This window comes from Pseudomonas sp. NFACC39-1 (assembly GCF_900110355.1).
In the GTDB taxonomy this organism is placed as follows: Bacteria; Pseudomonadota; Gammaproteobacteria; order Pseudomonadales; family Pseudomonadaceae; genus Aquipseudomonas; species Aquipseudomonas tehranensis.
On record NZ_FODL01000003.1, the window covers coordinates 48,257 to 63,208 of the forward strand.

Here is a 14,952-nt window from a genome sequence, read left to right on the forward strand (position 1 = left end):
CTGAAGAAGGTAAGCGCGGGTTGGTCTGAAAGGTTTGTTCATCGGGTCAGCTTGTTTCATTGAAGTCTCGCGGAAGTCAATCAGGCCATGGAAATCGATCCCTTGTTACGCATCCTGGCGAGCCAGGATGGCTCCGACCTCTACATGTCCACCGGTGCGCCGCCGTGCGCGCGTTTCGAGGGGGTGCTCAAACCCTTGAGCAACCAGCCCTTCAAGGTGGGCGACATCGCCGGGCTCGCCGAGTCTTTGATGGACGCCGAACAGCGCCTTGAGTTCGATCGGGAACTGGAAATGAACCTGGCCATCTCCCTGGCCGGGGTCGGGCGGTTTCGCGTCAATATCTTCAAGCAGCGCAATGACGTGTCCATGGTGATCCGTAACGTCAAGCTGGACATCCCGCGGTTCGAGGACCTGAAACTGCCGAATGTGTTGCTGGACACCATCATGCAGAAACAGGGGTTGATGCTGTTCGTCGGTGCGACAGGGTCGGGCAAGTCGACCTCCCTGGCGGCGCTGATCGATTACCGTAATCGCAACAGCAGCGGGCATATCATCACCATCGAAGACCCGGTGGAGTATATCCATCGACACAAGAAATCGATCATCAATCAACGGGAAGTCGGTGTCGACACCCGCAGCTTTCATGCCGCCCTGAAGAACACCTTGCGCCAGGCGCCGGACGTGGTGCTGATCGGCGAAATTCGTGATCGCGAAACCATGGAGCATGCCCTGGCCTTCGCCGACACCGGGCATCTGGTGATCTCCACCCTGCATGCTCACAATGCCAACCAGGCGCTGGACCGGGTGATCAATTTCTTCCCGGAAGAACGCCGGCCGCAACTGCTCAATGATCTGGGCAACAACCTCAAGGCGTTCGTGTCACAACGCCTGGTGCGCACGCGTACCGGCCAGCGCCGGGCCGCGGTGGAGGTCATGCTGGGTTCGCCCACGGTGGCCGACCTGATCCGCCGCAATGAGTTCGGCGAGCTCAAGGGCATCATGGAAAAGTCAGAAGAACTGGGGATGCAAACCTTCGATCATGCCCTGTACAACCTGGTGGTGGAGGGCGCTATCGATGAGGAGGAAGCGCTGAAAAACGCCGACTCGGCGAACAACCTGCGGTTGCGGTTGAAGTTGCATGCCGAGTCCGACGCCGCGCCGCCGCCCGATCCGGCGGCGGGGGAGTGGGGGTTGATGGATTGATGGATTGGTGGTTCTACAGGCATACCGCGTTATCGTTCATCGCGAGCAGGCTCGCTCCCACAGGGAATCGAGGGTGCTTGCAAATCCTGTATTCATCACCGACCAATGTGGGAGCGAGCCTGCTCGCGATGAGGCCCGCATGGCCAGCGAAGCTTTGAATGTCAGGTAGTAAGCTCCACCCGATCCCTGAACTGCTCCAGCGCCTCGGGATTGGCCAGGGCATCGGTGTTTTTCACCGCCTCGCCATGCACCACGTTGCGCACCGCCAATTCCACCACCTTGCCGCTGATGGTCCGCGGGATGTCGCGGACTGCCAGGATCTTCGCCGGCACATGGCGCGGGGTGGTATTGGCGCGGATCACCTGGCGGATCTGCTGCTCCAGGGCCTCATCCAGGGTCACCCCGTCGCGCAGGCGTACAAACAGCACCACTCGCACATCACCTTGCCATTGCTGGCCGATGGCAACGCTGTCCAGCACCTGCTCGACCTTTTCCACCTGTCGATAGATTTCCGCCGTGCCGATGCGCACACCACCGGGGTTGAGCACGGCATCCGAACGCCCGTGGATCAAGAAACCGCCGTGAGGCAGTTCCTCGGCGTAGTCCCCCTGGGCCCACACACCGGGGAACTGGCTGAAGTAGGAGGCCCTCAGTTTTTCCTGCTGCGGATCATTCCACAGGCCAATGGGCATGGCGGGGAAGTGCCGGGTGCAGACCAGTTCACCTTTCTCACCGATGACCGCTTGGCCTGCCTCGTTCCAGACCTGCACCGCCATGCCCAGGCTCTTGCCCTGCATCTCGCCGCGGCGAACGGCGGACAACGGATTGCCATTGACGAAGCACGACACAATGTCGGTGCCACCGGACATCGAGGCCAGGCACACCTGGGGCTTGAAGTCGCGGTACACGTAGTCGTAGCTGTGGGGCGCCAGAGCCGAACCGGTGGACAGGATGGTTTTCAGGCTGCCTAAGTCGTGGGTGTGTCGCGGTTTCAAACCCTGGTTTTCCAGGGCCGCCAGGTATTTGGGGCTGGTGCCGAATACGCTGATGCGCTGCTGGTCGATCAGGTCCAGCAGGCGCTCGGGGCCAGGGTGAAACGGTGAGCCGTCGTAGAGCACCACCGCACTGCCCACGGCGAGGGCCGACACCAGCCAGTTCCACATCATCCAGCCACACGTGGTGTAGTAGAACAGCCGATCTTCCGGGCCAAGGTCCACATGCAGGCCATGCTCCTTGAGGTGTTGCAGCAACACCCCGCCGGTGCTGTGGACGATGCACTTCGGCACGCCGGTGGTGCCACTGGAATAGAGGATGTACAGCGGATGATCGAACGGCACGTCGACGAACGCCGGTTCGCCGCCGCAGCGGTAGAAGTCGCTCCACAACGCGATGCTGGCCGCTGTCTTGAAGTCTTCGACGTGGGCGTTAGGGCATGCGTAGGGCAGGATGATCAGTTGCTGCAGCGAAGGCAGGCGTTCGAGGATTTCGTTGACCTTGGCTCGCTGGTCGATGACCTTGCCGGCGTAGCGGTAACCGGCGCAGGTGATCAGCACCTTGGGCTCGATCTGGCCGAACCGGTCGATGACGCCTTGGGTGCCGAAGTCAGGCGAGGAGCACGACCAGATCGCCCCCAGGCTGGTGGTGGCGAGCATGCCCACCAGCGTCTGCCAGGTGTTGGGCATGCACGCCGCGACCCGGTCGCCCTTGCTCACCCCCGCCGCTTGCAGGCTCTTTTGCAGGCCGGCGACATGGGCGGCGAGTTCGGCCCAGGTCAACTGTTCCTGATCACCGTGCTCATCGATCGCCACCACAGCCACGGCCTCGTCACGACGGCGCAGCAGGTGTTCGGCAAAGTTCAAGGTTGCGCTTGGGAACCACTGGGCACTGGGCATCTGCTCACCTTCCACCAGCACTTCGCGGGGCGCCTGCTGAAAACGGATCTCGAAGAAGTCGACGATGGCCTGCCAGAAGGCTTCACGCTGGTCGATGCTCCAGGCGTGCAGGGCGGGATAATCGCTCAGTTGCTGTTGATGCCGCTCGTTGATGAACCGGCGGAAGGCGTCCATGCGTGACTGGGCGATGCGATCGGGGGTGGGTTGCCAGAGGATGTCGGACATGGGGTGCCTCTTGTTTTTATGTACAAATAAACTATAGAACGACCCAATCTTGTGGCGAGGGGATTTATCTGTGGGAGCAAGGCTTGCCCGCGATGGCCGCGCCGAGGTTTAACAGCTAAACCGCGTTTTCGTTCATCGCGGGCAAGCCTTGCTCCCACAAGTCGGGGATAAATCCCCTCGCCACAAGGGATCGCAAAAAATTCACTGAGCCAACCACCCACCATCAATATTCCACGCCGCGCCGCGTACCTGGCTACCGGCTTCGCTGCACAGGAACAGCACCAGTTCCCCCAGTTGCGGCGGGGTGACGAACTCCAGGGAAGGCTGCTTCTCGGCCAGCAGGTCATGCTGCGCCTGTTGCGGATCGACGCCCGTGGCAATGCGGTCGTCGATCTGTTTCTGCACCAGCGGTGTCAGCACCCAGCCAGGGCAGATGGCGTTGCACGTCACGTTGCTGGTGGCGGTTTCCAGGCCGACCACTTTGGTCAGGCCAATCACCCCGTGCTTGGCCGCGACATAGGCCGCCTTGCCCACCGAGCCGACCTGGCCGTGCACCGAGGCGACGTTGATGATCCGCCCCCAGCCCTTGGTGCGCATGCCCGGCAGGCTCAAGCGCGTGGCATGGAACACCGAGGACAGGTTGATGGCGATGATCGAGTCCCAGCGCTCCACCGGAAAATCTTCCACGGCGGCCACGTGCTGGATACCCGCATTGTTCACCAGGATGTCCACGCCGCCGAACTCCCGCTCGGCGTAGGCGAGCATGTCGGCGATCTGCGCCGGGTCGCTGACATCGGCGGGATGATGGCCGACCATGCCGCCAAACTGTTTCACCTCGGCGATCACCGCCGAGGCATCGCCGAAGCCGTTGAGGATCAGGTTGGCGCCGGCCTTGGCCAGGCTCAGGGCGATGCCCAGGCCAATGCCGCTGGTGGAGCCGGTCACCAGGGCGGTCTTGCCGGATAAAGTTGTTGTCATACGAACCTCACACAATGCCAGTGGCGTAGAACACACCGATCACCACGAAAACCGCGAGGGTCTTGATCAGCGTAATACAGAAAATGTCTTTGTAGGCTTCACGGTGGGTCAGGCCGGTCACCGCCAGCAGGGTGATCACCGCGCCGTTGTGGGGCAGGGTGTCCATGCCTCCGCTGGCCATGGACGCGACCCGGTGCAGCACTTCCAAGGGAATGTTGGCAGCATTGGCGGCGCTGATGAACGTTTCGGACATCGCCGCCAGGGCGATGCTCATGCCGCCCGAAGCAGAGCCGGTGATGCCCGCCAGCAGGGTCACGGTCACAGCTTCATTGACCAGCGGATTGGGGATGTTCTTGAGCCAGTCGGCCAGCACCAGAAAACCCGGCAAGGACGCGATGACCGCACCGAAACCATATTCCGAGGCGGTGTTCATTGCCGCCAGCAGCGCACCGCCCACCGCGCTCTTGCTGCCTTCGGCCAGCTTGCTGCGAATGGTGCTGAAGGCGAACAGCAGCACCAGCACAATGCCCACCAGCAGCGCGGCCTGCACCGCCCAGATCGCGGTGAGCTTGGCGATGTCGCTGGTCACCGGTGCAGTCATGCCCGGCAATGCCAGGCTGTGGGTCTTGCCGTACCACTGGGGAATCCACTGGGTGAACAGCAGGTTCATGATCCCGACCGCCAAGAGCGGTGAAATGGCGAGCCAGGGATTGGGCAGCTTGATGTCTTCGGCGGTCTCCGGCTCGTTGCGCAGCTCGGTGCCGTAGCCTTCGCCGACGCGCTGGGCCTTGTTGCGCTGGCGTTGCAGGAACAGCATGCCGAAGCTGAACACGAAGATCGTGCCGATCACACCCAGCCATGGCGCGGCCCAGGCGGTGGTGTTGAAGAAGGTGCTGGGGATGATGTTCTGGATCTGTGGCGTACCGGGCAGGGCGTCCATGGTGAACGAGAACGCGCCAAGGGCAATGGTGGCCGGGATCAGCCGCTTGGGAATATTGCTCTGGCGGAACATCTCGGCGGCGAACGGATACACCGCGAACACCACGACGAACAGCGACACGCCGCCATAGGTCAGCAAAGCGCAGACCAGTACGATCACCAACATGGCCTGGCGCGTGCCCAATAGGCGAATCGCTGCCGCGACGATAGAGCGGGAGAAGCCCGACAGCTCGATCAGCTTGCCGAACACCGCGCCGAGCAGGAACACCGGGAAATACAGTTTGATGAAGCCGACCATCTTCTCCATGAACACCCCGGTGAAGGCAGGCGCGACGGCGGAAGGATCAGTGAGCAGGACGGCGCCGAGGGCGGCGATGGGGGCAAAAAGGATAACGCTGTAGCCACGGTAGGCGGCGACCATCAGCAGCGTGAGGGCTGCCAAGGCAATGATCACACTCATGGTGTGTCTCCTGGATTGTTATTTTTGTGGTGAAACGGTGGGAGAGGCTTTAGCGAGTTTTGTGCCAGATGTATAAGCTATTGAAATATAAGAAATTATTTATATTTTTTTAAAAAGATAATGAAAATTTTCTCTTAGTTGAGACACTAAAAAGATCGCAGCCTTCGGCAGCTCCTACAGAGGCTTGCAAATGCCGCGTAGGAGCTGCCGAAGGCTGCGATCTTGTTTTATCTCAAAATAGAGATGTAAGTCTCTTTATTGAGACTCTGCAATCCCCAGCGCCACCATCTTCTTGTACAAGGTCGATCTTCCCAGCCCCAATCGCTCGGCCGCTTCGGTCACCTTGCCGCCGCATTGCGCCAGGGTGGTTTCAATCAAATGGCGGTCGAATCGTGCCCGCGCCTGGCTGAAGGTTTCTTGCGGCAGCGGTGCCTGATCTGGATTCAACGTACGGGCGACCGGCGTGAAAGTCCCAATGGCCGCTCGAATATCGGCGGCAGTGAGTAGCAGGTCGTCACTGAGCAGCGCGGTTCGTTCCAGCACATTGCGCAGCTCCCGGATGTTGCCCGGCCAGGCGTGCTGCGCCAGCAGTTCGAGTGCGTCGCGGTCCAGTTCGTGCTGGCTGCGCAGTTCTTCGAGGATCGCCTCGCTCAGGGCCGGCAAATCATCCAGGCGTTCGCGCAGCGGCGGGACCTGGATCGGTAACACGTTGAGGCGGTAATACAGGTCGGCGCGAAACTCTCCGCGTTTGATCGCCGCTTCCAGATCCATGGACGTGGCAGCGATGATCCGCACGTCGCTTTGCAGCACCTCGTTGGAGCCCACCGGTTCGTATTCTTTTTCCTGCAAGACCCGCAGCAGTTTGCTTTGCAGCGGCAGCGGCATGTCGCCAATTTCGTCCAGGAACAATGTGCCGCCCTGAGCGATCTGCAGTTTGCCAGCGCGGCCTTTGCGGTCGGCGCCGGTGAAGGCCCCCGGGGCGGTGCCGAAGAACTCGGCTTCCAGCAGGGCCTCCGGGATTGCCGCGCTGTTGATGCTGACGAACGCCTTGTGCGCCCTCGGCGAAGCACCGTGGATCGCTTGGGCCAACAGTTCCTTGCCGGTCCCGGTTTCACCGAGCAGCAGCACCGGTGAATCGGCGCTGGCGCTGCGCCGGGCACGACGCTTGACCTCCAGGCTGGCGCGACTGGTGCCGATGAAATGGGCGAAGTTGTAGCGGGTCTGCCGTGCCCGCAACAGCGAGCGGGTGGAGGCCAGTTCTTCCTGCATGCTCAGGTAGCGCTTGAGCATCGGCGACAGGCTGCGAAGTTCATCGAACAAGGCAAAACCGATGGCGCCGATCACCGCGCCCGCGCTGTCGTGGATCGGCAGGCGCATCACCACCAGCGGCTCCTTGGGCGTGTCCTGCATGTCCAGCAGAATAGGCCGGCCCGTGCGCACCACCTCGCGCAGCAGGCTGCCGGGGATCACGCTCTCGCACGCTCGGCCGATGGCTTCTTGTGCCGAGTTCAGGCCGAAGCGCCGGGCATAACGTTCGTTCATCCAGACGATGTTCGCGTCACGGTCGACAATCACCGTGCCTTCGCTGGACTGCTCGATGATCTCGAACAACGAACGGATCGCCAGCGTGCGCACGCGCTTGTAATCCTTGAGGCTTTCGGTGGGGTTCATCGGGCATTTCCAGAAGGTGGGATTTGCCGGCATCCTCCGATCAAAGGGGTTGCCAAAGAGCGGCATTATGCCGGGAGGGGCTGCCCCGGCAATACTCCGCCGGCATTCTTTGCCATGGCGAGCGTTGAGGTCAAACCCTGAGCGTCGGCGGATCTGCTCAGTAGTGGGCAGATCGATAAAGTTGTACAGTTGTTTTAAGTCTGTACATTTTTATGAGCGCATTTATGAATAAAATCAATCCACACAAGCTCAAGCTCTCCAAATGGACGGCCTGCGAGCCAACCGATCGGGAAAAGCATTTTCTCGTCACCCAGCTGCTCTGTGATGAGCAGGGAACGCCCGTTAAGGTTGAGCTTGAGGCTGTGTATAGCGGTCGTGTGGCGCTGCTCGACTGGCGTGAGCTACGCGACAGCAAGCATTGGAAAATGGGCTGGTGCTGATTGGCTTGGGTGGTGTCATAGAGATCGGAATGGTTGTTGATAGTTATACATAATTAAAAATCTGTACAAGTATTCCCGCAGTAGTGGCTTAATGGCGGCTATCTAGCGATGGGCATCTCTGCCTTCGTGTTGTGACGGCCACGCATTCAAAGCCACCGGGAGCGCCATCCATGTTCATTCGTACTCGCAAGCATCAGGACGCCTTGCACGAAACCCAGGCCAGACAGGCCATCCTTGAAGCCGAACGGACGGCTTTGCATCAGGCCATGGCGATCATCGAGTTCACTCCGACGGGTGAGGTACTCGAGGTCAGCCCGGCTTTTTTGCACATGATGGGGTATTCACTCAGCGAAACCCTCGGCCAGCATTATTCGATGTTTTGTGAGCCGGCCTATTCACGCAGCGCCGAGTGCTCAGCGTTATGGCAGCAGCTGGGTCAGGGCTCTTCTGTCGACAGCCAGTTTCTGCATTTGCGGCGTGATGGAAGCTGGCTGTGGGTGCAAGCGAGCTGTGTCCCCGTGCTCGATCAGCATGCAAGGGTGCAGCGCATCATCATGTTCGTTCGCGATATCAACGAGCGGGTGTTGCGCGCCCAGGCCGAAACCAGCTTTATGCAAGCGATCGACCGCTCCATGGCGGTTATCGAATTTGATCTGAGCGGCCAGGTCGTCAATGCCAATGGCAACTTCATGAGCGTCATGGGGTACCGCCTGCAAGAGATTCGGGGCCAGCACCACCGGATTTTCTGCAAGCCAAGCGAGGTCCAGAGCGAAGCCTATCGTGGCTTCTGGGCCGGGCTCAATCGCGGAGAGTACAAGAGCGGCCTTTTCGAACGCGTCGACAATCGAGGCGCGACTGTCTGGCTGCAGGCGACCTACAATCCTCTCTACGATGCCCAGGGGCGTTTGTACGGAGTGGTCAAGTTCGCCACCGACAGCACTCGCGAAGTCGAGCAGCGCCAAAGCGAATCAAGAGCGGCCGGACTTGCTTTCGAAACGTCCCGGCAGACCGATGAGCAAACCCGGCTGGGCACGTGTGTGGTTCAGCAAACCGTTACGGTGGTGCAAAGCATCGCTGATGAACTTCTGCAGGTGTCTGCCGGGATAGCGGCCCTGAGTGCGCAGTCCGAGGAAATCGGCAGCATCGTCGACGCCATCCGCGGCATCGCCGAACAGACCAATCTGCTTGCCCTCAATGCAGCCATCGAAGCGGCTCGCGCTGGGGAGCAGGGACGCGGTTTTGCGGTGGTGGCCGATGAGGTGCGCAACCTGGCGCGACGGACAAGTCAATCAACCGTGGCCATTACTCAGGTTGTCGCCAAGAACCGTGAATTGGCCAGGCAAGCGGTGAGCAGCATGCAATCGAGCACGCTCAAGGCAGAGCAGGGCGTGAAACTGGCTAACCAGGCCGGCACTGTCATTCTGGATATTCATCGAGGCGCGCAGCAGGTTGTGGAGGTGATGGGTGAGTTCACTCAAGCGCTGGATCAACGACGTGGCGCCTGAGTGAATCAGGGTTTACTGCACAAATGCCGCCGCCAACAGCTCCTTGGTATAGGGGTGTTGAGGCGAGTCGAACACGTCACGGCAGGCGCCGCGCTCAACCACTTTACCGTCCTTGATCACGATCATGTCATGGGCCAGAGCGCGAACCACGGCCAGGTCATGGCTGATGAACAGATAGGTCAGGTCGTACTTTTCCTGGAGGTGGCGGAGCAGGGCGACCACTTGCTTCTGCACGGTGCGGTCCAGGGCTGAGGTCGGTTCGTCCAGCAGGATCAGGGCCGGCTTGAGCACCAGCGCACGGGCGATGGCGATGCGCTGGCGCTGACCGCCGGAGAACTCGTGGGGGTAGCGATGGCGGCTCTGCGGGTCGAGGCCGACTTCCTTGAGGGCCTTGATCACTTGTGCTTCGCATTGCTCGGAACTGGACGAGTTGTGGATCTCAAGGCCTTCGCTGATGATCTGCTGCACCGACATCCGTGGACTGAGGCTGCCGAACGGGTCCTGGAACACGACCTGCATTTGCTTGCGCCACGGTCGCAGGTCTTTCTGTGACAGCTGATCGAGGGCTTGTCCCTGGAAGCGGATGCTGCCTTCGGATTCGATCAGCCGCAGGATCGCCTGGCCGAGGGTGGATTTGCCGGAACCGGATTCGCCGACGATACCCAGGGTCTTGCCGCGCTGAACGTCCAGACTGATACCGTCCACGGCGCGCAAGTATTCCTTGCGCTGGAACAGCCCGCCACCCAGGGCGAAGCTCACCCGCAGATCCTGCACTTGCAACACCTCCTCGCGTTCGTCTCGAGGTAGCGCTTCACCTTCCGGCTCGGCGCGTAACAGCTCGCAGCTGTAGGGGTGTTTCGGTGCGCTGAAGAGTGTTTCGCAGGGCGCCTGTTCGACAATTTCCCCGGCCTTCATCACACACACCCGTTGCGCGATGCTGCGCACCAGGTTCAGGTCGTGGCTGATCAGCAGCAATGACATGCCGAGTCTTTGCTGCAAAGACTTGAGCAGCAGCAGAATCTTGCGTTGCACCGTCACGTCGAGCGCGGTGGTCGGTTCGTCGGCAATCAACAGTTCCGGTTCGCAGGCCAGGGCCATGGCAATTATCACCCGCTGTCGTTGGCCGCCGGAGAGTTGATGCGGGTAGGCCTTGAGGCGCTCGGTGGGTTTCTGGATGCCCACCAGGGCCAGCAACTCCAGAATGCGCTGACGCGCCGCTTTGCCGCCCAGGCCCTTGTGCAGCATGAGGGTTTCGCCAATCTGCTTTTCGACGCTGTGCAGCGGGTTCAGCGAAGTCATGGGCTCCTGGAAGATCATCGCGATCCGGTCCCCTCGCAGTTCGCGCAGGACTCTGGCCTCGGCGCCCACCAGTTCCTGACCGCGATAGCGAATGCTGCCGGTGGTATGGCTGCCAGTTTGCGGCAGCAGTTGCAGGATCGAATGGGCCGTGACCGACTTGCCGGAGCCTGACTCGCCCACCAGGGCCAGGCATTCGCCAGGGCGGATATCCAGGCACAGGTTGCGCACCACGGTTTGCTCGTTGAAGGCCACGCTCAAGTCGCGGATTTCGATCAGGTTGTCGCTCATCTCAGGGTTCCGCTTCATGGCCGTGGCTCAGGATCGGGGGTCGAACGCATCGCGCAACGCCTCGCCAATAAACACCAGCAGAGAAAGAATCAGCGCCAGGGTGAAGAACGCCGTCAGGCCCAGCCACGGCGCTTGCAGGTTCTGTTTGCCCTGGCCGATCAGTTCGCCCAGCGACGCACTGCCCGCCGGCATGCCGAAGCCGAGGAAGTCCAGGGCGGTGAGGGTGGAAATCGCCCCGGTGAGGATGAACGGCAGATAACTCAGGGTGGCGTTCATCGCGTTGGGCAGGATATGTCGCACGATCACCTTGCGGTCGGACAGACCCAGGGCTCTGGCAGCCTTGACATATTCAAGGTTGCGCCCGCGCAGGAACTCGGCGCGCACCACGTCCACCAGGGCCAGCCAGGAAAACAGCGCCATGATTCCCAGCAGCCACCAGAAATTCGGCTCGACGAAGCCGGACAGAATAATCAGCAGATAAAGCACCGGCAGCCCCGACCAGACCTCCAGCAGGCGTTGCCCCAGCAGGTCCACCCAGCCGCCGTAGTAACCCTGCAACGCACCGGCGGTGATGCCGATCAGCGCGCTGATGGCCGTCAGGGCCAGGGCGAACAGAATCGACACCCGTGCCCCGAATATGACCCGGGCCAGCACGTCCCGGGCCTGATCATCGGTGCCCAGCCAGTTCACTGGGGAGGGCGGGCTTGGGGTTGGCTGGTTCAGGTCGTAGTTGGGTGTGTCGTCGCTGAACGGGATCGGCGGGAACAACAGCCAGCCGCCGTCCTTGTGGATCAGATCCTGCACGTAGCTGCTGCGGTAATCGGCCTGGAACGGCAGCTGCCCGCCGAATTCCTGTTCGGTGTAGCGCTTGAACACCGGGAAATACAGCGACCCCTGGTAACTCACCACCAGCGGCCTGTCATTGGCGATCAATTCGCCGCCCAGAGTCAGCATGAACAGGCCGATGAACAGCCACAGCGACCACCAACCCCGGCGATTCTTCTTGAAGCGCTCAAAACGCCGACGGCCCAAGGGAGATAACTTGAACATCAGGCGTTCCTCGCGGCGAAGTCGATACGCGGGTCCACCAGGGTGTAGCACAGGTCGCCGATGAGTTTGATCAGCAAGCCGAACAGCGTGAAGATGAACAGCGAACCGAACACCACCGGATAGTCCCGAGACACCGCGGCCTCATAGCTCATGCGTCCCAGGCCATCAAGGGAGAAGATCACCTCGATCAGCAAGGAACCGGCGAAAAACACGCTGATGAACGCCTGGGGAATCCCCGACACCACCAGCAGCATCGCATTGCGGAACACATGGCCATACAGCACGCGTCGTTCGCTCATGCCCTTGGCCCGCGCGGTGACGACGTACTGGCGGGTGATTTCGTTGAGAAACGAGTTCTTGGTCAGGATCGTCAAGGTGGCGAAACCGCCGATCACCAACGAGGTGACCGGCAGGACCAAGTGCCAGAAATAATCGGTGATCTTGCCCAGTGTCGACAGCGACTCGAAGTTGTCCGACACCAGCCCGCGCACCGGAAACCAGTTCAACGACGTGCCGCCGGCAAACATCACGATCAGGAACATGGCGAACAGAAATGCTGGCATGGCATAGCCGATGATGATCGCCGTGCTGCTCCACACATCGAAGGCCGAACCATGGCGCACGGCCTTGCGGATGCCCAGGGGAATCGACACCAGATAGGTGATCAGCGTGGCCCAGAGCCCGAGGGAAATGGTCACCGGCAGCTTTTCCAGGATCAGGTCGGTCACGGTGGCGCCGCGAAAGAAGCTCTTGCCGAAGTCCAGCCGGGCGTAGTTGCTGAGCATCAACCACAAACGCTCGTGGGCCGGTTTGTCGAAGCCGTATTGTTTTTCGATGTCCTTGATCAGCTGTGGATCAAGGCCGCGACTGGCTCGCGAACTGCCGGTCATGGCATTTCCCGAACTGCCGACGCTGGCGCCGCCGATGCCTTGCAGCTGGGCGATGGCCTGTTCCACCGGCCCGCCCGGAGCAGCCTGGACGATGACGAAGTTCACCAGCAGGATGATCACCAGCGTTGGAATGATCAGCAGCAAGCGCCGCGCGATATAGGCCCACATCAATGCCGCCCTCCAGGGGCGCCGCGTTTGAGGCGTTCGGCGGCCATCTGCTCGTTGGTCAGTGGCGTGGTGCTCATCTCCCACCAGCTCTCGATGGCTTCGTCATTGCTAGCCTGCACTTTGGGTCGACCAAAACGGTTCCACCAGACGGTGGAGCTGCCCGGCGGGTAATAGTTGGGGATCCAGTAGTAATTCCATTGCAGCACGCGGTCCAGGGCGTGGGCATGGCGGAGCATGTCGCCTTGGGTGGTGGCTTTGACCAGACCGTCGATCAGGCTGTCGACAGCGGGATTTTGCAGGGCCATGTAATTGTTCGCGCCCGGATCGTTGGCCGCCGCCGAGCCGAAGTAGTTGTAGAGCTCCATGCCCGGCGAGGTGCTGACGGGGTAGCCGGTGATGATCATGTCGTAGTCGCGACTCATCAGGCGGTTGACGTATTGGGAGGCGTCGATGCGCCGGATGTTCATGTCGATTCCGATCTGTTTTAGCGTGCGCTTGTAGGGCAGCAACAGCCGTTCGAGGCCGTTCTGACTGATCAGGAACGTGAAACTCAGCGGTTCACCGTCGGCATTCACCAGGCGGTCGCCATCGGGTTTCCAGCCGGCCTGTTGCAGCAGTGCCAAGGCTTGCAATTGTTTGTCGCGGATCACGCCGCTGCCGTCGGTTTTCGGCGCGTGGAATACCTGGGTGAAGACTTCCTCGGGTACTTTCCCTCGCAACGGTTCGAGAATCGCCAGTTCATCGGCATCGGGCAGTTGCCGGGCGGCCAGGTCGGTGTTGGAGAAAAAGCTCTGCTGGCGCACATAGAGGTTGCGCATCATCTGGCGGTTGCTCCACTCGAAATCCCAGAGCATGGCCAGGGCCTGGCGGACACGCCGATCCTGGAACTGCGGTTTTTGCAGGTTGAACACAAAGCCCTGGGCCGTCTGGGGCGCCTCGGTGGCCAAGTGAGCCTTTTGCAGGCGACCGTCACGCAGGGCCGGGCTGTCATAGCCGATGGAATAACCGGTGGCGGAGAACTCGCGATTGTAGTCGTAGGCGCCGCCACGCAAGACCTGCCGCGCCACATCGGTATCGCCGAAATACTCGATGCTGAAATGGTCGAAATTGTAGAGCCCGCGACTGACCGGCAGATCCTTGCCCCACCAGTTGGGGTTGCGCTCAAAGGTGATGCTGCGTCCCGAGTCGATCCGGCCCACCCGATAGGGGCCACTGCCCAGCGGTGCTTCGTAGCCACCTCCACTGGCAAAATCGCGGGTTTTCCACCAGTGTTCGGGAAAGACCGGCAGTGTGGCGATGTCCAGGGGCAGGGTACGGTTTTCGTTGTTCTTGAAGTCGAAGCGAACGGTGCGCTCGGATTCCACTTCTACGCCTTTGACGGCGGCGAACTGGGTGCGATACCGCAGGCTGCCCTGGGTCATCAACAGCTCGAAGGTGTAGCGCACGTCCTCGGCGGTGATGGGCTTACCATCGGCAAACCGGGCCTTGGGATTGAGGTAGAAGCGCAAGGACAGGCCATCGTCGGCGCGTTCCATCTTCTGCGCCACCAGGCCATAGACGGTGTAGGGCTCGTCCAGCGAGCGCTGAGCCAGCGGCGAATACAGCATTCCGTCGATCTGGCTGACGCCGATGCCTTTGTCGATGTAGGGCAGGACGTGGTCGAAATGGCCGATCTCGATGGCCGAGCGGCGCATGGTGCCGCCTTTGGGGGCCTGGGGATTGGTATAGGCGAAGTGGCTGAAGCCTTGGGGGTACTTGGCCGGTTCGCCATACACCGTCAGGGCATGTTGCGGTGTGGCATCCACACCGGCGGCACCTGTCAGCAGGACCACGGCAGTGAACAGCAGTGAAGGGAACGCCAGTCGCATTGTCAGCCTTAAAGCCGGGTGATAGATGACCACGATTTGTACGCGAGCTACGCCTTGATCGCTAGCCCCTTGGCCT

At 60.9% G+C, this 14,952-nt stretch carries 11 protein-coding genes; 3 read left to right on the forward strand and 8 right to left on the reverse strand.

The features are described 5' to 3' along the window. The first annotated feature begins 87 nt into the window (after positions 1–87). Complete coding sequence (locus BMY45_RS07195; RefSeq protein WP_092396087.1) at positions 88–1,203, forward strand: PilT/PilU family type 4a pilus ATPase; 1,116 nt, start codon at positions 88–90, stop codon at positions 1,201–1,203. Between the two features lie 161 nt (positions 1,204–1,364). Here BMY45_RS07195 and BMY45_RS07200 read toward each other — a convergent pair whose 3' ends face one another. The 4 genes from BMY45_RS07200 to BMY45_RS07215 all read right to left on the reverse strand — a co-directional run bounded on the left by BMY45_RS07200 (position 1,365) and on the right by BMY45_RS07215 (position 7,368). Then, positions 1,365–3,320 carry an acetoacetate--CoA ligase gene (locus BMY45_RS07200; RefSeq protein ID WP_092396089.1) on the reverse strand — a complete coding sequence of 652 codons (1,956 nt, stop codon included), beginning with the start codon at positions 3,318–3,320 and terminating at the stop codon, positions 1,365–1,367. Between the two features lie 201 nt (positions 3,321–3,521). Continuing rightward, positions 3,522–4,298, reverse strand: coding sequence for a 3-hydroxybutyrate dehydrogenase (hbdH, locus tag BMY45_RS07205; RefSeq protein WP_092396091.1), 777 nt, complete (start codon positions 4,296–4,298; stop codon positions 3,522–3,524). A gap of 7 nt (positions 4,299–4,305) precedes the next feature. Then, positions 4,306–5,697, reverse strand: coding sequence for a GntP family permease (locus tag BMY45_RS07210; RefSeq protein WP_092396093.1), 1,392 nt, complete (start codon positions 5,695–5,697; stop codon positions 4,306–4,308). A gap of 255 nt (positions 5,698–5,952) precedes the next feature. After that, entirely contained in the window at positions 5,953–7,368 is a 1,416-nt protein-coding gene (locus tag BMY45_RS07215) for a sigma-54 interaction domain-containing protein (protein ID WP_092396095.1), read from the reverse strand. Positions 7,369–7,592: 224 nt separating this feature from the next. Between BMY45_RS07215 and BMY45_RS07220 the strand changes: the two genes are divergently transcribed. Together BMY45_RS07220 and BMY45_RS07225 are read left to right on the forward strand one after the other, a co-directional pair. Then, the gene (locus BMY45_RS07220; RefSeq protein ID WP_092396097.1) at positions 7,593–7,808 is read left to right on the forward strand and encodes a TIGR02450 family Trp-rich protein; all 216 of its coding nucleotides are present in this window, start codon (positions 7,593–7,595) and stop codon (positions 7,806–7,808) included. A gap of 170 nt (positions 7,809–7,978) precedes the next feature. Further along, positions 7,979–9,313 carry a methyl-accepting chemotaxis protein gene (locus BMY45_RS07225; protein ID WP_092396099.1) on the forward strand — a complete coding sequence of 445 codons (1,335 nt, stop codon included), beginning with the start codon at positions 7,979–7,981 and terminating at the stop codon, positions 9,311–9,313. 12 nt (positions 9,314–9,325) lie between these two features. Here BMY45_RS07225 and BMY45_RS07230 read toward each other — a convergent pair whose 3' ends face one another. From BMY45_RS07230 to BMY45_RS07245, 4 genes are read right to left on the reverse strand one after another with little or no spacing between them, the layout of a single operon-like run. Then, entirely contained in the window at positions 9,326–10,900 is a 1,575-nt protein-coding gene (locus BMY45_RS07230) for an ABC transporter ATP-binding protein (RefSeq protein WP_092396101.1), read from the reverse strand. Positions 10,901–10,927: 27 nt separating this feature from the next. Beyond that, on the reverse strand, positions 10,928–11,950 hold the full coding sequence (locus BMY45_RS07235; RefSeq protein ID WP_092396103.1) for an ABC transporter permease: 1,023 nt from the start codon (positions 11,948–11,950) through the stop codon (positions 10,928–10,930). Next, complete coding sequence (locus BMY45_RS07240) at positions 11,950–13,008, reverse strand: microcin C ABC transporter permease YejB (RefSeq protein ID WP_092396105.1); 1,059 nt, start codon at positions 13,006–13,008, stop codon at positions 11,950–11,952. Before BMY45_RS07240 ends, BMY45_RS07235 begins: the two co-directional genes overlap by 1 nt. After that, a complete protein-coding gene (locus BMY45_RS07245; RefSeq protein WP_092396107.1) occupies positions 13,008–14,876 on the reverse strand; it encodes an extracellular solute-binding protein in 1,869 nt (622 codons plus the stop codon). Before BMY45_RS07245 ends, BMY45_RS07240 begins: the two co-directional genes overlap by 1 nt. Positions 14,877–14,952: the final 76 nt, after the last annotated feature.